Annotated in this window: 13 protein-coding genes; 6 read left to right on the plus strand and 7 right to left on the minus strand. The window is 40.8% G+C overall.

Going from position 1 to position 18243, the window contains the following annotated elements; all coding sequences use genetic code 11:
* Positions 1-307: 307 nt before the first annotated feature.
* A complete protein-coding gene (locus ABIB30_RS26905; protein ID WP_354306106.1) occupies positions 308-1720 on the minus strand; it encodes an APC family permease in 1413 nt (470 codons plus the stop codon).
* Between the two features lie 206 nt (positions 1721-1926).
* Between ABIB30_RS26905 and ABIB30_RS26910 the strand changes: the two genes are divergently transcribed.
* The 4 genes from ABIB30_RS26910 to ABIB30_RS26925 all read left to right on the plus strand — a co-directional run bounded on the left by ABIB30_RS26910 (position 1927) and on the right by ABIB30_RS26925 (position 8084).
* A complete protein-coding gene (locus ABIB30_RS26910) occupies positions 1927-4179 on the plus strand; it encodes a sodium-translocating pyrophosphatase (protein ID WP_354306107.1) in 2253 nt (750 codons plus the stop codon).
* 122 nt (positions 4180-4301) lie between these two features.
* Entirely contained in the window at positions 4302-5774 is a 1473-nt protein-coding gene (locus ABIB30_RS26915) for an amino acid permease (protein WP_354306108.1), read from the plus strand.
* Positions 5775-5946: 172 nt separating this feature from the next.
* A complete protein-coding gene (locus ABIB30_RS26920) occupies positions 5947-7431 on the plus strand; it encodes an amino acid permease (RefSeq protein ID WP_354306109.1) in 1485 nt (494 codons plus the stop codon).
* An 86-nt stretch (positions 7432-7517) separates the two neighbouring features.
* Positions 7518-8084, plus strand: coding sequence for a MarC family protein (locus ABIB30_RS26925; protein WP_068403055.1), 567 nt, complete (start codon positions 7518-7520; stop codon positions 8082-8084).
* Positions 8085-8173: 89 nt separating this feature from the next.
* Here the strand turns inward: ABIB30_RS26925 and ABIB30_RS26930 are convergent, their stop codons facing one another.
* From ABIB30_RS26930 to ABIB30_RS26950, 5 genes are read right to left on the minus strand one after another with little or no spacing between them, the layout of a single operon-like run.
* The gene (locus ABIB30_RS26930; protein ID WP_354306110.1) at positions 8174-9340 is read right to left on the minus strand and encodes an RsmB/NOP family class I SAM-dependent RNA methyltransferase; all 1167 of its coding nucleotides are present in this window, start codon (positions 9338-9340) and stop codon (positions 8174-8176) included.
* A gap of 33 nt (positions 9341-9373) precedes the next feature.
* Positions 9374-10609, minus strand: coding sequence for a type 1 periplasmic-binding domain-containing protein (locus ABIB30_RS26935; RefSeq protein ID WP_354306111.1), 1236 nt, complete (start codon positions 10607-10609; stop codon positions 9374-9376).
* Complete coding sequence (gene guaA / locus ABIB30_RS26940; RefSeq protein WP_502931101.1) at positions 10566-12095, minus strand: glutamine-hydrolyzing GMP synthase; 1530 nt, start codon at positions 12093-12095, stop codon at positions 10566-10568. Before guaA ends, ABIB30_RS26935 begins: the two co-directional genes overlap by 44 nt.
* An 8-nt stretch (positions 12096-12103) precedes the next feature.
* The gene (locus ABIB30_RS26945) at positions 12104-12556 is read right to left on the minus strand and encodes a deoxycytidylate deaminase (RefSeq protein WP_354306113.1); all 453 of its coding nucleotides are present in this window, start codon (positions 12554-12556) and stop codon (positions 12104-12106) included.
* Positions 12557-12560: 4 nt separating this feature from the next.
* Positions 12561-14168 (minus strand): MFS transporter, encoded by a 1608-nt coding sequence (locus ABIB30_RS26950; protein ID WP_354306114.1) that lies wholly within the window; start codon positions 14166-14168, stop codon positions 12561-12563.
* Between the two features lie 216 nt (positions 14169-14384).
* Between ABIB30_RS26950 and ABIB30_RS26955 the strand changes: the two genes are divergently transcribed.
* Together ABIB30_RS26955 and ABIB30_RS26960 are read left to right on the plus strand one after the other, a co-directional pair.
* Entirely contained in the window at positions 14385-15011 is a 627-nt protein-coding gene (locus ABIB30_RS26955; protein ID WP_354306115.1) for a LysE family translocator, read from the plus strand.
* Between the two features lie 236 nt (positions 15012-15247).
* The gene (locus ABIB30_RS26960) at positions 15248-15790 is read left to right on the plus strand and encodes an inclusion body family protein (RefSeq protein ID WP_354306116.1); all 543 of its coding nucleotides are present in this window, start codon (positions 15248-15250) and stop codon (positions 15788-15790) included.
* A gap of 81 nt (positions 15791-15871) precedes the next feature.
* On the opposite strand, the gene ABIB30_RS26965 is transcribed toward ABIB30_RS26960, so the two are convergent.
* Positions 15872-17773: an amidophosphoribosyltransferase gene (locus ABIB30_RS26965; protein WP_068403067.1), complete on the minus strand. Its 1902-nt coding sequence runs from the start codon at positions 17771-17773 to the stop codon at positions 15872-15874.
* Positions 17774-18243: the final 470 nt, after the last annotated feature.

Below are 18243 nucleotides of genomic sequence, written 5' to 3' on the forward strand. Positions count from 1 at the left end.
CCAACCAGCAATCCTGATAAGCTATCCAACTTATTCTTCCAACCAGCAATCCTGATAAGCTATCCAACTTATTCTTCCAACCAGCAATCCTGATAGGCTATCCAACTTAGCCATCCAACCAGCAATCCTACAAAAATCTGTGAGCCCGTAACCATTTTATCTCTTTTCGCCTCCAACAGTCTCCTATAACATGGTGAAAAATAAAAAAACCCGCTATACTATGTTCGGACATTGCATTCGGGCCCACTTCCGGGCCACAAAATGCTTGACGAACATAGTATAACGGGTTTTTATTATTTCCTTTTACTTATCCCTTCGGCTTAGAAAAGAAATAAACCGGTATACCTGCGAGCATGATCAGCACCCCCCACCCACACGTACTAAACTTCGTAATCAACAACGCCACACAAATCGCGGCAGCCACCACCATATACAAAGCCGGCAACACCGGGTACCCAAAAGCCCTATACGGACGTACCAAATCCGGACGCTTCCTTCTTAAAATAAAGATCCCGTAAATAGTAAGAATATAAAAAATCATCACAATGATCACCACATAATCCAGCAAATCACCATACTTACCCGTCAAACAAAGAAAAGAAGCCCAAATACACTGGAACCACAAAGCCCAGCCCGGAACACTCGACTTGTTCAGCAAAGCCGCCTTCTTAAAAAACAACCCATCCTTCGCCATCGTATAATAAACCCTCGCTCCCGCCATGATCAGCCCATTATTACAAGCAAAAGTTGAAATCATGATCATTACAGCAATAGTAATCGTGCCCACATCCCCAAAAATATATTGCGCCGCCGCTACAGCCACACGATCAGACTTCGCAAAAGCAATCTCATTCAAAGGCATCACAGAAATATACATCAAGTTCGCAGAGATATAAATCACACTCACGATAAAAGTCCCAAAAAACAAACTCAGGCCCACATTACGCTCAGGCTTTTTAATCTCACCAGCAATAAACGTTACCCCAACCCACGCATCACTCGAAAAAAGAGAACCCACCATGGCCGCTGCAATACCAGAAAGCAAAGCAGTACCACCAATAGACACCCACGAACCATTTTGTGCATCAAAAGCCCTTGTATTCCACGCATCAGCCCAATTCGCATTCCACACCTGCGTATTTGCTGCGATTAAAAAACCACCAGCAATCAAACCTAAAAGTGAAAAAATCTTAATAATGGTCAGGAAAGTCTGCAGAATCTTACTATCCCTCACCCCCCTGCTATTGATATAAGTTAGCAACACAATAGTCACAATCGAAACCAGCTGGGCCGCATTCAAATGAAAAGACCCTAAACTATATAAAATATTAGTATCACTCAAAGGCTCATACAAATAAGCAGCGAACTTAGAAAAAGCTACCCCCACCGCAGCAATTGTTCCCGTCTGGATCACCGCAAAAAAGCTCCACCCATACAAAAACGCGATCAGCTTATTATACGCTTCCTTCAAATAAACATACTGACCACCCGCTTTTGGAAACATCGCACTCAGCTCACCATAACTTACCGCCGCAACTACAGTTACCAGTCCTGTTAACACCCAGATCAGGATGAGCCAGCCTGCCGAGCCCACTTGCCTGGCAATATCAGCACTTACAATAAATATCCCCGATCCGATCATGGAGCCTACAACAAGCATCGTTCCGTCTAAAAGACCAAGCTCTCTCTTAAAAGAGCTATCTTCAATTTCTTTATTCATTAGTTGGTTTGGTTGGTTGATTGATTGATTTAAATCCCTAAGGATGCGCTAATATATTTAAATTCTTAAAATAAAAACATCAGGTCACAACTATAGCTGTAATTCTTTCAACCACAGCCGATTAATTTGGGAATGTCAGAAACTCTCTTTAATTTGTATAACGGCCAAACATGCCATCTACCCAGGAAACCAAATTTAAACAACATATGATTTTTTTACAACAGAACTTAATTTACTTCATCCCCCTTTTTGGCCTTGTTGGGATACTAGTTATGGCCTTCCAAAGTGCCTGGGTGACCCGGCAGGAAGCAGGAGACAAAAACATGTCTGAACTCGCAGGTTATATAGCAGACGGCGCTATGGCCTTTTTGAAAGCAGAATGGAAAGTACTCAGTTATTTTGTGATCATAGCAGGAATCTTACTTGCCTGGTCCGGCACACTAACCGGAAGTGCCGCAAGCCCAATCCACTCCAGTCCCATTATCGCTGTCGCCTTTCTCATCGGCGCAGTATTTTCAGCCTTCGCAGGCTATTTAGGAATGCGTATCGCAACAAAGGCCAATGTCAGAACCACACAGGCAGCCAGAACAAGCTTAGCGCAAGCACTAAAAGTTTCTTTCAGAGGAGGAACAGTGATGGGATTTGGCGTTGCAGGCCTGGCCATTCTCGGTCTGGGAACCCTGTTCATTATCCTTTACCACACCTTTGTACACCCCGGCTCTCCGGAATCTTCAGCAGAATTGAAAAAGACTATTGAAGTACTCGCAGGTTTCTCCTTAGGCGCAGAAAGTATTGCCCTTTTTGCCAGAGTTGGCGGAGGGATTTATACCAAAGCAGCAGACGTTGGCGCCGACCTTGTAGGAAAAGTAGAAGCAGGAATCCCTGAAGACGACGTACGTAACCCCGCAACCATTGCAGATAACGTAGGCGATAACGTTGGCGACGTTGCCGGTATGGGTGCAGATTTATTCGGCTCTTACGTCGCAACAATTCTGGCAACTATGGTATTAGGACAAGAAATTGTTTCTGAAGACTTATTCGGAGGTATGGCCCCTGTACTATTACCTATGCTGATTGCAGGATTAGGATTAATTTTCTCTATCGTAGCCTCCCTGTTTGTTAAAATCAATAAAGAAACCGACAGTGTACAAAGCGCATTGAATATAGGAAACTGGTTATCTATCATATTAACAGCGATCGCCTCTTACTTTGCCGTTCGCTGGCTATTACCTCCGGTTATGTCTATCCGCGGATTTGAATTCACTCAAATGTCAGTTTACTATGCGATACTCATCGGTTTAGCAGTGGGTACACTCATGAGCCTGATCACGGAATATTATACCGCAATGGGCAACCGTCCGGTAAACTCGATTATTCAACAATCCTCTACAGGACATGCCACCAACATTATTGGCGGACTTTCTGTAGGTATGGAATCCACAGTATTACCTATCCTGGTACTGGCGGCAGGGATTTATACCTCTTATTACTTTGCAGGCTTTTACGGTGTGGCCATTGCCGCAGCCGGGATGATGGCTACCACAGCTATGCAACTGGCTATCGACGCTTTTGGGCCAATTGCCGATAACGCAGGCGGAATAGCAGAAATGAGCGGATTACCAAAAGAAGTCAGAGAACGTACAGATATGCTTGATGCAGTAGGTAATACCACTGCAGCTACAGGAAAAGGCTTTGCAATTGCTTCAGCAGCACTAACCTCTCTTGCTTTGTTTGCTGCATTCGCTGGAATCTCAGGTATTACCTCTATTGACATCTATAAAGCAAATGTGCTGGCAGGCCTGTTCGTAGGCGGCATGATTCCTTTCATCTTCTCCTCCCTTTGTATTGCGGCAGTAGGCCGGGCAGCAATGGCCATGGTACAAGAAGTAAGGAGACAGTTTAAAGAAATTCCGGGGATTATGGAATATAAAGCTAAACCGGAATATGAAAAATGCGTAGCCATTTCTACAGAAGCCTCTATTCGTGAAATGATGCTGCCCGGAGCAATTGCCTTAATCGTACCTATTATTGTAGGTTTCACCTTTGGGCCCGAAGTACTCGGAGGGCTGCTTGCAGGCGTAACAGTTTCGGGCGTTTTGATGGGGATCTTCCAATCCAATGCCGGCGGTGCATGGGATAACGCAAAGAAATCCTTTGAAAAAGGAGTCATGATTGAAGGTAAAATGGAATATAAAGGATCAGAACCGCACAAAGCATCCGTAACCGGAGATACCGTAGGAGATCCATTCAAAGACACCTCAGGCCCATCAATGAATATCCTGATCAAATTGATGTCTATCGTTTCGCTGATCATTGCACCACATATCGCTGTAGGAATCAGTAACCCTGGTACCACAGAGATCAGAAAAGAAATACAGATCAGTAAATCGACCGACTCCAAAGGAAAAATCAAGATAGATACTGTTAAAAATGTAACAGATACCCTGATTCATCCTTAACCAAGCCATATATTGTTCTGAATAAAAGGGATTTCCAACACAAATCCCTTTTATTTTTAAATATATTTTAATTAGGTTTGGTCTTGAACTAACCCATAAAAAAACAAACAACCAAACTTACTATGTTATTTAAAAAATCTATCCCACAACTATTGGCAGAAGCGAATGAGAGTGGCGAGGGCACTTTAAAGCGTACCCTAACCAGTTTCAACCTGGTAGCCTTAGGCGTTGGTGCTATTATTGGTGCTGGATTATTCTCACTTACAGGTATCGCATCGGCAGATAATGCCGGTCCTGCAGTAATATTATCCTTCATTATAGCCGCAATTGGTTGTGGATTTGCAGGTCTTTGTTATGCAGAGTTTGCCTCTATGATTCCTGTTGCCGGCAGTGCTTATACTTACTCCTATGCCACTATGGGAGAATTTATGGCCTGGATCATTGGCTGGGATTTAGTTCTTGAATACGCCTTAGGCTCAGCTACAGTCGCCTCCAGCTGGTCACAATACTTCTCACAATTCCTCTTGGAATTCGGCATCCATTTCCCCACGAGCCTGTTACACGGCCCCTGGGAAGGTGGAATTGTCAATCTGCCAGCGATTATAATTGTTTGCCTGCTATCCCTGCTATTAATGAGAGGTACCAAAGACTCTTCTTCTGTCAATAATGTACTGGTTATTGTGAAAGTTTCAGTGGTATTAATCTTTATTGTTTTAGGATGGAGCTTTATCAATCCTGCCAATCACCACCCATTTATCCCGGTTAACCCAGGAGAAGAAGCAGTAAAAGCAGGCACAAAAGGTTTCTTTGAATTCTTTGCCAGTGATGACTTCGGACATTTCGGTATCAGTGGTATCCTGCGCGGTGCAGGCGTTGTATTCTTTGCCTTTATTGGTTTTGATGCCGTAAGTACAGCAGCACAGGAAGCTAAAAACCCGCAAAAAGGAATGCCAATTGGTATTATCGGTTCCCTGATCGTTTGTACTTTATTATATGTATTGTTCTCTTACGTGATGACAGGACTGGAAAACTACACCAAATTTGCCGGTGATGCCAAACCAGTTGCTACTGCATTCGCTCAAACAGGGTACACTTTCTTAAACCGCTTTTTAATGATTGCCATTCTTGCTGGTTATACCTCAGTTATCCTGGTACTGCTATTAGGACAAAGCCGTGTATTCTACAGTATGAGTAAAGACGGATTATTACCTAAAGTATTCTCGGAACTACACCCTAAAAATCAGACCCCATGGAAAACAAACCTGGCATTCATGATTTTCGTTAGTATTTTTGCAGGCTTTGTGCCAGTATCAGACTTAGGCCACATGGTGAGTATCGGTACCCTATTTGCATTCTCACTGGTTTGTATCGGCGTCTTGATTTTAAGAAAAACCGATCCGGAGTTAGACAGACCATTCCGTACCCCATGGGTTCCATTTGTTCCTATCATGGGTATTATTGTTTGTGTACTGATGATGGCTTCCCTGCCTATTGTAAGCTGGGAACGTTTAGCAATCTGGATGGCCTTAGGTGTAATCATTTACATGGCCTACAGTAAAAAACACAGTAAGATTAGAAATGAGTACAAAGGATAACCATTTATCCAGGTGACAGCCACAAGGTTAATCCTTGATTGCTCCATATATTATATTGAATAAAAGGGATTTTCAACGAGAATCCCTTTTATTTTTAAATATATTTTAATTAGGTTTGAAATTGAATTAACCCTATCCTAAAAACAAAAAACTTAAAACTATCCATTAACTTATGTTATTTAAAAAATCTATCCCACAACTATTAGCTGAGGCAAATGAGAGTGGCGAGGGTACGCTAAAACGTTCTTTAACCAGTTTCAACTTAGTTGCCTTAGGCGTTGGTGCTATCATTGGTGCAGGATTATTCTCCCTTACAGGTATTGCAGCAGCGGATAACGCTGGTCCGGCAGTAATATTATCCTTTATCATCGCTGCAGTTGGTTGTGGTTTCGCAGGTCTTTGTTATGCAGAGTTTGCTTCGATGATCCCTGTTGCCGGTAGTGCTTATACTTACTCTTATGCCACTATGGGAGAATTTATGGCCTGGATCATCGGGTGGGATTTAGTCCTTGAATATGCATTAAGCGCGGCTACCGTTGCTTCCAGCTGGTCACAATACTTCTCTCAATTCCTGTTGGAATTCGGTATACACTTCCCTCAAAACCTCTTACACGGCCCATGGGAAGGTGGAATAATCAATGTACCAGCAATCGTTATTGTTTGCCTGTTATCCCTGCTATTGATGAGAGGCACTAAAGACTCTTCTTCTGTCAATAACGTATTGGTTATCGTTAAAGTAGCCGTAGTATTGATCTTTATTATTTTAGGATGGAGCTTTATCAACCCAGCCAATCACCACCCATTCATCCCGGTTAACCAAGGTGAAGACGCTGTAAAAGCAGGTACAAGAGGATTCATGGAATTCTTTTCAAGTGATGACTTCGGACACTTTGGTATTAGCGGTGTATTGCGTGGTGCAGGTGTTGTATTCTTTGCCTTTATCGGTTTTGATGCCGTAAGTACAGCAGCGCAAGAAGCTAAAAACCCACAAAAAGGAATGCCAATTGGTATTATCGGTTCATTGATCGTTTGTACTTTATTATATGTATTGTTCTCTTATGTGATGACAGGACTGGAAAACTACACCAAATTTGCTGGTGATGCCAAACCAGTTGCCACTGCATTCGCTCAAACAGGATATACCTTCTTAAACCGCTTTTTAATGATTGCCATTCTTGCTGGTTATACCTCAGTAATCCTGGTCATGTTATTAGGCCAGAGCCGTGTATTCTACAGTATGAGTAAAGACGGATTATTACCGAAAATATTCTCAGACCTTCACCCTAAAAATCAGACGCCATGGAAAACCAATCTTGTATTTATGGTTTTCGTAAGTATCTTCACAGGCTTTGTGCCGGTATCTGACTTAGGCCACATGGTGAGTATCGGTACCCTATTTGCCTTCTCACTGGTTTGTATTGGTGTATTAATCCTGAGAAAAACCAATCCTGAACTGGAAAGACCATTCCGTACCCCATGGGTTCCTTTGATCCCTATCTTAGGTATCGTGGTTTGTGTACTGATGATGGCTTCCCTGCCTATCGTAAGCTGGGAACGTCTGGCGATCTGGATGGCTTTAGGCGTTGTTATCTATTACGCTTACAGTAAAAAACATAGTAAAATCAGAAATGACTATAACAATAGCTTATTGAAATAACCAAGCTATAAAAATGAATAAAATAAAAAAGCCACTTATAAGTGGCTTTTTTATTTTATTCATTTTACATTTACACAAAAAACACCATGAAATTCAATCTAAGTCAAATACTCTCAACCTCAATGGTTTTGTTTGCGATCATTGATATTTTAGGTGCAATTCCCGTGGTGATTCAGCTCCGTAGTAAAGCCGGTCATATCGAGTCAGAAAAAGCGACAATTGTGGCGACTTCGCTCATGATTATTTTCCTGTTTGCAGGAGAAACCCTCCTGAAGATTATCGGGCTGGATGTCCAATCTTTTGCCATTGCAGGTTCCCTGGTTATCTTTTGTATCGCAATGGAAATGGTCTTGGGACTTACCCTGTTTCATGAAGATGCTCCCGAAACGGTTTCCATCGTCCCATTAGCATTTCCGCTGATTGCAGGTGCAGGAACCATGACGACCTTGCTCTCCCTTAAAACAGAATACGATACCCAAAACATCATTGTAGGCATCCTGATCAATATGACATTCGTTTACTTTGTATTAAAGAATACCGAACGTCTGGAAAAGCTATTTGGAAAATCAGGACTGAATGTATTGAGAAAGGCATTTGGTGTCATCTTACTGGCTATCGCGATTAAGCTATTCAGAAGTAACACAGGACTATAAGAAGTAATACAGGATTATAAAATCCCTATACGAAAAAAGGGTTTGTCCGAAAATTTCAGACAAACCCTTTTTTTATCAATTGAAATTTCTTAATCCTTTTTAATCAGCCTTGCGATAAACATTGTATCAGCCTTATCATTGTAACCCGTAATGCTTTGCATACTTTCCAGTGTAAGCGGCAAATTAGCAAGCAGATACTCGATCACCTCTTCATTCTCTTTCTTAAATACCGAGCAGGTGATATAAAGCAACGGTTTACCCGTTTTCAGATATTTCACAACCCGTTCCGCAATACTCTTCTGAAGCTTAGCAAAGTAATCTATTTTATGTGCATCAAAATGAACCAGCATTTCAGGTGTGCGTCCCCAGGTTCCCGATCCTGTACAAGGTGCATCCAGGATAATCCCGTCAAACACATAGTCATGCAAATCTTGCTCATTGTTCTGTAACAGATCCAGCACCTTTTTATGATATTTCTTAATTCCGGCAGCTTCAAAACGTTCATCCAGGTTATGCAAGCTATTCTCTCTCACATCACTCACCAATAGTTCTATTTTAGGCTGTATATCGTGCAGCAGCAGAGACTTTCCGCCAGAAGCAGCACAAGCATCCCACCAGTAATCATAAGGCTGTGGAGCGAAGAATTCCCCTGTTTTCTGAGAAGACAAATCCTGAACCTGGTAATACTGATCTTCAGGCAGCAATTTCTCTAATTTTGTTCCATTCGGCAAAGCCAGCGTTTTCTCACTGATCTCCTTCACCACAACTTCTGCAGCAACTAATAAATCGAAGATCTTTTTATGGTGTACAGCTTTTATCCTTAAAAAAAGATCTGGCTGAATGAAAAACGACTGTAAGAAATCTGTAGTATCGATCCCTTCAGACAACTCAGCCGTAAAAGAAAACACATCCGTTAATTTAAATTTCGGAAAAGTATCTTCAACAAGTTTCAACTTAGCTTGTACCGGCAACAACAATTGTTCTTTAAACTCAGGCAGATAATGATTGATCATCAAACTCTCTGTCTGATTACACAGAAAATCTGCAATCGCAAGACGCAATAACTGTTTTTCTTTTTTAAGCGCCTGTCCTAAGCGGAAATAGCTATACAGATAGCGGGTTACCCAACGTCTGTCTGACGAGCCCATTTGCTTGTGCTGTTTAAAATAAGTAAACAGGAACCTATGCAAAGGTAAAACTCCATCATATTGCTTAAAGACATCCTCAAAAGAACGTATCTGATATTCTAATTTCATTAGGTATTTATTGTTTTCAGCGGTAGATTAAACTTATTCAATTGGGTTTAACGCAAAGTTTTTGTATTCCAATAAGAACAAACTTGTATTGATATAACCCAGTTTATCGTCTTTGATAAAGCGGAAAGAGTTTTCTAATCCATCATAATGCTCCTGGGTAAGATGCTTCAGATAGCTGGCACCATGCTCAGCGAACAGCTTCCCGAAAAAGAACCCGACATCAAATCCTTTAAAAGAATATTCAGCAGGCTCAAACTTGTTAAGCTGACGGTATTTTCTGATAAAATTGATCACATCCCGGCTCTTATAATCAACGAAGTAAGAAGTCGTAATCCTGGTATGCAATAACTGTAGTTTTTCTGTATTATAATTTTGCTTGCTCCAGTTTGGATGGCCAAATAACTCAATATTGCTGCCCGCAGTCTTCATCTTCGCCAGCTTATCTATGCTGCCTACCACAAAAGCCCTGTCTGCCGAAGAAATCAGCACCGCATATTGCTTACCAGGAACCATTTTAGTTTCCATTGAAAATACAGAAGCATACTCCTGAAAAACATAACGTGAACCCCTGCCCTTCTGGAAATAATCACGCAGCGGATCGCCAAGCACTTCATCTCCGGATTTCTTTGGATTAATCAGCACTACTATCGTTTTTCCCGGATCATACTCTCTTCTGATATAATCCCCCACTTTATCCGCATGCAGATCAATATTATTTACAATAGAGATCAGGTTTGGATTATTGAACTCATTGGGATGCGTAGCAGCCAGAGGCGAAACTACAGGGATATTATTCGCGATAGAATAATTGGTTATAAACTTAACCCCATCAGGAAATACAGGGCCGATAATTAAGTTTGTACCTGCTAGCTGGCCCGACTTCAGCAAAGAAGTAATCTGGACATTATTATCACGCGTGTCCAGCACCTTTACCTTAAAGTTCATTCCGGCAGCAGCAGCAGAATCGATCCCCATCTTAAAGCCCTGATAAAAATCAATAGCCATCGCAGACTTTTCCAGTTCAGCTTTGCTACCAGATTTAATTCTGGCGCTGTTCAGGTTAAGCGGGATCAGTAAAGAGATATTAGCCTCAGTGAATTTCTTCTCTGAGGCTACATCCTTTTTGTCTTCTTTATTTCCGATTTCTTTTTTAGGTGACTTATTTGTTCTGGTTTTTGGCGAACAGGCCGCTATACAGCAACAAATAAATAGCAGACACCAGAATCTATTCCCACTCAATCGTTGCAGGTGGTTTTGAACTAATATCATATACGACCCTATTAATACCTTTGACTTTATTGATGATTTCATTAGAAATTTTCGCAAGAACCGGGTAAGGCAAATGACACCAGTCGGCAGTCATCCCATCCACAGATTCCACAGCACGAAGACAGATTACGTTTTCGTAAGTACGCTCATCGCCCATTACACCTACCGATTGAACCGGAAGGAATATTGCTCCTGCCTGCCAAACCTGGTCGTATAAACCCGCCTCTTTAAGATTATTAATATAGATAGCGTCAGCCTCCTGAAGGATAGCTACTTTTTCTTCGGTTACATCACCCAGAATACGAATCGCTAAACCTGGACCCGGGAAAGGGTGACGGCCTAAAATAAACGCTTCCAAACCTAATGACTTACCTACTCTTCTTACTTCATCTTTAAATAAAGTATTTAGTGGTTCCACTACTTTAAGTTTCATGAAATCAGGTAAACCACCAACATTATGGTGAGATTTAATAGTTGCTGAAGGGCCTTTTACAGAAATTGACTCAATTACATCAGGATAGATTGTACCCTGTGCAAGCCATTTTACATCCTGTACTTCATGCGCTGCATCATCAAATACTTCAATGAATACACGGCCTATAGCTTTACGTTTCAGCTCAGGATCTTTAATACCAGCAAGCTGACTTAAAAAACGATCCTTTGCATCAACACCTTTAATATTTAAACCTAAATGTTTGTATTGTTCCAGAACCGCAGCATATTCATCTTTACGCAATAAGCCGTTGTCTACAAAAATACAGTGCAGGTTAGTTCCGATAGCTTTGTGCAAAAGAATTGCTGCAACGCTTGAATCCACACCACCAGAGAGACCTAAAACAACTTTATCGTCGCCTAGTTTCTCTTTCAAAGCAGCAATGGTAGTTTCAACAAAAGCATCTGCAGTCCAGTTCTGGCTGCAACCACAAATATCTACCAGGAAGTTTTCCAATAATTGTTTTCCATCCGTGCTGTGTGTTACTTCAGGGTGGAACTGAATCGCATAGGTATCCGAGTTTTTCACATGAAAACCAGCAACTTTTACACTATCAGTACTTGCTATGATCTCAAAATTTTCAGGAACGACAGTGATGGTATCACCATGTGACATCCAAACCTGAGAATTCAAGTCTATATTTTTTAATAATTTACTAGCTGACTGAACAAAATTCAGATTCGCTCTTCCATATTCACGTGTTGAAGAAGGCTGAACTTCACCGCCTGAATGCTGCGCAAGATATTGTGCACCATAACAAACCGCCAGCACCGGAAATTTCTGATGAAAACGTGTTAAATCTATTTGAGGTGCATCTTCCTGACGCACAGAATACGGGCTACCTGAAAAGATAATACCTTTAACGTCTGATAAGGTTTCCGGAATATTATTAAATGGATGTATTTCGCAATAAACATTTAGCTCACGCACCCTGCGGGCTATCAATTGTGTGAATTGAGATCCAAAATCGATAATGATGATTTTTTCTAGCATGGCCAAAGTTAGTATTTATTCACTTCAACACCGAATCTTTTTAAGAAATCCACACCCTCATCACTAGACAGCCCCTTGTAGGCTGCATATGAATCTTTAAAATAAACAACTTTTATCCCTGACGAAAGGATTAATCGTGCACAGGCAATACAAGGAGAAAGCGTAGTATATAAGGTTGCTCCTTCAATCCTTGATCCGTTTCTGGAAGCATATAAAATTGCATTTTCTTCTGCATGCAAGGCCAGCGAACAACTCCCTCTGGAATCTTTTTCGCAGCCCGTTTCAGGCCATTCCTCATCACAATTATGGGTACCCGATGGAGGCCCGTTATACCCGATAGAAATGATCCGGGTATCCTTTGTCAATACAGCACCCACCTGTGCCCTTACACAATGAGATCTGGCGGCAAGATCTACCGCCAGATTCATATAAATATCATTAAAACCAGGTTTAACTGTCATAAAATTAGTGACCTCCTTCTGCTTCGATATGTTCTACATCAATTCCTTGTCTTTTCAATACCGAACTCACTTTCCATGCAAAGAATATCAGGTAAACAAACCCAAACAGCGGGATAATATAAGAATGATGGATACCATGTGTATCCGCTAATTGCCCTTGTACCGGTGGTAAAATAGCCCCACCTAAAATCATCATAATCAGGAATGATGAACCCTGGCTTGTATATTTACCTAATCCTGTAATTGATAAAGCAAAGATAGAAGGCCACATAATTGAACAGCATAAACCACCACTGATAAATGCGAAAGTAGCAACCTCACCAGTAGTCATTAAACCAACAAGCATACAAACTACCCCTAAAGTGGCAAAAATAGCCAGTGTTTTAGCTGGTTTCTCCTGACCAAGGAAAAATCCTACGATCAGTACCGCTACACAAACACCATAGATATATAAGTTACCTACATCTGTACCCGTAAAATGATTCACTAAAAGAATTACGCCGAAAGCAACAAAAGGAACCACTACAGTTAAGATGTTTTTTGTCACTTTTGATAAATTAAAAGCACTCACAGCTCCCGTCCAGCGGCCGATCATCATACTTCCCCAATACAGGGCGATATAAGGTTTAATCGCAGACTCTGGGAAACCACCAAATTCTTTGAGGTGAAGTAAAGCACCTAAATTACTTTGGATCGTCACCTCAACCCCTACATAAGTAAAGATTGCGATCATACCCATAATCAGCTGAGGATACTGCATGGCACCCCACTGATTTCCATTTTCTTTCTTTTTAAGCAGTACAAAGATCAATGCACCGATGATGATAGCCAGTGAAGAATAAACAAAATTTGCTTCAGGCAAGTTCGTTAAACCAGCTAATGGCTTAGCCGCAAGTACCATCAGGAACCCAAGGATAATTACTAAAAGCGGTCCGTTTGATTTTGGACTTGCTTCCATCGTTTCTTTACTGGTTACCTCTGGTAATTTAGTGATCGCATAAAAACCAGCAACCAATAAGAATAAACCTGATAAGGCGTAGTATAAAGTAGTAATTGAAGAGATCTCTACTGTTTTAGCCACTGCATCACTTGCAGATCCAAACAATACCAGACTTACAATAACAGGCCCCATTAAACCGCCAAAGTTATTTACTCCACCAGCAAGGTTTAAACGGTGTGTTCCACTTTCAGGTGCACCTAAGGCTACCACAAATGGTTGTGCTGCTGTTTGCTGTAAAGAGAAACCTATTGCAATGACAAAAAAGGCAATTAAAATAAAGAAGAATGATCCCGAATGAACTGCAGGAACCATTAACAGGGCACCACCGGCAGAAACGATCAAGCCCAGGATAATTCCTTTCTTGTAGCCTATTTTGTTAAGGATATCAACTTTACTTGCTTGAGAAGCAAAGTATAAAATCAGTGAACCAATAAAATATCCGCCATAGAACGTAAAGTCAATCAGTTGAGATTCAAATTGTGTAAGGTTGAAATGTGACTTACAGAAGGGTATAAAAATACCATTCGATGCGGCCACAAAGCCCCAGAAAAAGAACACGGTGATGATCGAATACAACGCCGTTCCATAGTTTTGTTGTTTTTGGTTTTCCATTGATTATGCAAGTTTTTTTTGGTTGTTTGAAACTATCTTGTACTTATGATTGTTCCATATAATTATAGTCAGATTATTATCAATACTTAGTGTCGATAATACAAGCCATAAACATAATTAAAATATTGTGTATAGTGTATACAATAAATGAAGCAAAAAAAATAGGCGGTATTATACTTTAAAATCAGATATTAGCGCCAAATATATGTGAGTTGAATGATTGAAGCAATATTACAGGGGATTGGTGCGGGTATTTTGTTTTCGTTTTTAACGGGCCCGGTCTTCTTTTCCATGATCAAAACCAGCATCGAAAAAGGCTTTAAAGCTGGTTTTTCTTTGGCCATCGGAGTGATTCTAAGTGACATTATATTTATTAGTCTAACGATCTTCAGTTCGCAGTTTGTGGATTATAATGCAGATTATAATCAATATATCGGCATAATCGGAGGTCTTTTCCTTTTGGGAGTAGGTCTGTATTACCTGATCAATAAGGTGACCGTCAATTACGAAACTTCTGAAATTGTAAAGGTGCGCAAACGCGGATATATCATCAAAGGATTTCTGATGTGCCTTTTATCCCCTACTACTTTAATGTTCTGGATCATGGTGGGCGGTATTGTGTCTGGCCAGCTGCACTATGAAATGGCTGAGAAGGTCGTCTTCTTTGTCGTGGCTATGTGTACCCAGCTTTTCGTAGACTTTATTAAAACGTATTATGCTGCCAAACTGCGATACCGGATCAAGGAAAAAAACATCAAGATTCTGAACCGGATTGCCGGCGCAGTCATTATTATCTTCGCGATCAGATTGTTTATTGAAGTAGCGATCAAATACTACAGTTAGTTCAGAAGGGTAAAAACACCCTACTCCTTCAAGCTCTAAGGCTTCCCTGCGTGATATTTTACCAGAAACACCTGTTCTTATGGGTAAATATACTTAATCTTAAAAACAGGTGTTTTCACCCTGAGTTACACTCCTTATTATTTCTTCCTTTACATCATCATTGATTAACAATGAGAAAAAAAATGGAGACGCCGAAAACCATACAGAGTAGGCAACATTTACCTAAATTATTTATCATGGCACAGTTAGAATCCTCAGGAGCATTTATTGATGTGATTATCGTAATTGATACCGATTACGTAAAAAGAACTTATGGTCCAAATAATAATGCCCAAAACAATCCTCAGGCGATAGACCATAATTCGGAATATATGGTTTGTACTGGGGCAAGTTTAGTTACAAAACAAGGAACAGCAGATCTTTCTTTTGATGCAAGTCCGGGTGATCAGGTTTCCTTCAGAGGAATATCTGTTTATGATAACTCTGATGATGCAGTAATCATTTATGGTATTCAAAAATACGGCGGAGATAACGTATTTAACACCTTTACTACTAATCTGGTAACCCGCTCTGGTGCGGTAGTTCCTGATCCAAATCAACCTAACGGGCTTCCTGCAATTACGACAAGTATCAATTTTTGTTCATACAGCGCTTCAATCAGAGCAAAAGGAACAGAAAACTTTGTAGTTCAGTTTGCACTTTACACACTGGATAACACGCATGAAACACAACAGCTCTATGGTTATTATCAATGGGATCCAACTATAATCGTGAGCTAGAATTTCAAAAATTGTAAGCTAGAATTTCAAAAAAAACCGGTACTGTCTCCAGTACCGGTTTTTTTTATAGGTTAACCTTGCTTAGTAAGCTCTTTGGTTACTTCCTTCTTTCCAGTTCACAAAAGCCTTGTTAACGACTTTGTTTCCACCTGGGGTTGGGTAGTTACCTGAGAAATACCAGTCACCTGTATGATTAGGGCAAGCAATGTGTAAGTTATCCAGTGTTTGGTAAATTACTTCTACTTGTGCAACCGTATCAGCAGGGGTAATGATTTTTGTAATCTGTGCAGAGATTTCTTCCTGTTTGAAAGGTCTGTAAATATCTTTCACATGGTTTACAATTTCTTCTTTTGGTAATAATAAAGAAGCTTTACATTTCTGATATACTTCTTCAATAATATGTTCTAATCCGCGTTCTTTCAACAACTGTATAGCTGCTTCGAAGGCTACGAACTGACCTAATTTAGACATGTCAATTCCGTAACAATCAGGGTAACGGATCTGAGGTGCTGAAGAAACAATAATGATTTTCTTAGGGTGTAACCTGTCGATAATTTTGATAATACTTTGTTTCAATGTTGTTCCTCTAACAATAGAGTCATCTACTGCAACCAGTGTATCTACATCATTTTTGATCACACCGTAAGTGGTATCGTAAACGTGTGCTACCATTTCTTTACGGTCAGCGTCAGCAGTAATGAAAGTACGTAGTTTAACGTCTTTGATAGCCAGCTTTTCTACGCGTGGAGCCATGGAAAGCAATTCATCAAGTTCAGCGTCTGTCAGGTTTTCTTTACGTTCAATAAGTGTTTCCTTCTGGATCTTCTTAATGTGTTTGTGTACGCCTTCTACTAAACCGTAGAATGAGATTTCAGCAGTATTTGGAATAAATGAGAAAACTGTATTTTTCAAATCTGAGTTTACTGCAGTCAGGATCTGATCAATCAGTAGTCTTCCCAGTTGTTTTCTTTCTTTATAGATATCAGCATCACTTCCGCGGGAGAAATAAATACGTTCGAATGAACATGCTCTTTTTTCCTGTGGTTCTCTGAAGATCTCCTGGGTAACGGTACCGTCTTTTTTAACGATCAGCGCGTGTCCTGGTTTAATTTCCTGGACGCTGTTAATGCCAACGTTAAATGCAGTTTGAATTGCCGGACGCTCTGAGGCTGCCACAACAATTTCATCGTCCTGGTAAAAATATGCCGGACGGATTCCTGATGGGTCACGCAGAATAAATGCGTCTCCGTTTCCTACAATTCCTGATATGGCATATCCACCATCCCAGTTTTTAGCTGAACGGGTAAGGATATTCGCGATGTTCAGGTTTTGTGAGATTTTAGCAGTAATCTCTACGTTTGATAGCCCTTCTTTTTTATAAGTATCAAAAAGTTCCTGATTCTCATCGTCAAGGAAGTGACCGATTTTTTCCAATACGGTAACGGTATCAGCTTGTTCTTTCGGGTGTTGTCCCAGTTCGTATAATTGCTCTAGTAATTCATCAACATTAGTCATGTTGAAGTTACCTGCAATAACGAGGTTACGTGTCATCCAGTTGTTCTGACGAAGGAAGGGGTGACAGTTCTCTATACTGTTCTGACCATGTGTTCCGTAGCGAAGGTGTCCTAACAATACCTCTCCTATGAAGCTCACATTTTGTTTCAGCCATTCTGCATCCTGCATGAGTTCAGGTGTCTCATTTTGAATGTCTGCAAATTTACCCTGTACATATCCGAAGATATCTGCAACGGCATTCTGTGCCATCGACCTGTAACGGCTGATGTACCGGTGACCTGGTTTTACATCTAATTTGATTGTTGCAATTCCTGCGCCGTCCTGCCCTCTGTTGTGTTGTTTCTCCATCAAAAGGTATAGTTTGTTCAGTCCGTAAAGGGCTGTGCCATACTTTTCCTGGTAGAATGAGAGAGGTTTTAAAAGACGGATAAAAGCAATTCCGCACTCGTGTTTTATCTGGTCACTCATTTGTTTGTGGTTTGAGCCGCAAATTTACCTTTAATAAAAGTCAGAACCTAGCTAAAAATACATTCTTTCATCAGCGAAATGTATGTTTTTGGGGGTGATGTAAGGGATCTGAGCAAAATAAAGACACGCTATGTTCGAGCTGGAAATTCCTTAGGCCCGAAGAGGGCAAAGAAAATTTAGGCTCTTCACATTAGCATGACTTTATTTTACTCAGATTTCACATAGGTAAACCTCCAAAAACATACATGACGGCTATAAGAAAGGATCGTTGTTTTAGAGACGGTCTTTCCTTTATTCTGCGGACATTTCATGGTTGACGCATTAATATAGAGGAATATTAAGAAGAAACGCGATGGAGAAGCACCATGGAGAAACGTTATTGGAAACGTGGTGGAGATGCACGTTGGAGAAACGCCCTGGAGAAATGTTATTGGAAACGTGGTGGAGATGCACGTTGGAGAAACGCCCTG

Origin of the sequence: Pedobacter sp. UYP1 (assembly GCF_040547305.1) — a bacterium.
Classification (GTDB): Bacteria; Bacteroidota; Bacteroidia; order Sphingobacteriales; family Sphingobacteriaceae; genus Pedobacter.

Coding starts and splice junctions, on each gene's coding strand:
- ABIB30_RS26905 (WP_354306106.1), bottom strand. CDS start 1,720: ATGAATAAAGAAATTGAAGATAGCTCTTTTAAGAGAGAGCTTGGTCTT.
- ABIB30_RS26910 (WP_354306107.1), top strand. CDS start 1,927: ATGATTTTTTTACAACAGAACTTAATTTACTTCATCCCCCTTTTTGGC.
- ABIB30_RS26915 (WP_354306108.1), top strand. CDS start 4,302: ATGTTATTTAAAAAATCTATCCCACAACTATTGGCAGAAGCGAATGAG.
- ABIB30_RS26920 (WP_354306109.1), top strand. CDS start 5,947: ATGTTATTTAAAAAATCTATCCCACAACTATTAGCTGAGGCAAATGAG.
- ABIB30_RS26925 (WP_068403055.1), top strand. CDS start 7,518: ATGAAATTCAATCTAAGTCAAATACTCTCAACCTCAATGGTTTTGTTT.
- ABIB30_RS26930 (WP_354306110.1), bottom strand. CDS start 9,340: ATGAAATTAGAATATCAGATACGTTCTTTTGAGGATGTCTTTAAGCAA.
- ABIB30_RS26935 (WP_354306111.1), bottom strand. CDS start 10,609: ATGATATTAGTTCAAAACCACCTGCAACGATTGAGTGGGAATAGATTC.
- guaA (WP_502931101.1), bottom strand. CDS start 12,095: ATGCTAGAAAAAATCATCATTATCGATTTTGGATCTCAATTCACACAA.
- ABIB30_RS26945 (WP_354306113.1), bottom strand. CDS start 12,556: ATGACAGTTAAACCTGGTTTTAATGATATTTATATGAATCTGGCGGTA.
- ABIB30_RS26950 (WP_354306114.1), bottom strand. CDS start 14,168: ATGGAAAACCAAAAACAACAAAACTATGGAACGGCGTTGTATTCGATC.
- ABIB30_RS26955 (WP_354306115.1), top strand. CDS start 14,385: ATGATTGAAGCAATATTACAGGGGATTGGTGCGGGTATTTTGTTTTCG.
- ABIB30_RS26960 (WP_354306116.1), top strand. CDS start 15,248: ATGGCACAGTTAGAATCCTCAGGAGCATTTATTGATGTGATTATCGTA.
- ABIB30_RS26965 (WP_068403067.1), bottom strand. CDS start 17,773: ATGAGTGACCAGATAAAACACGAGTGCGGAATTGCTTTTATCCGTCTT.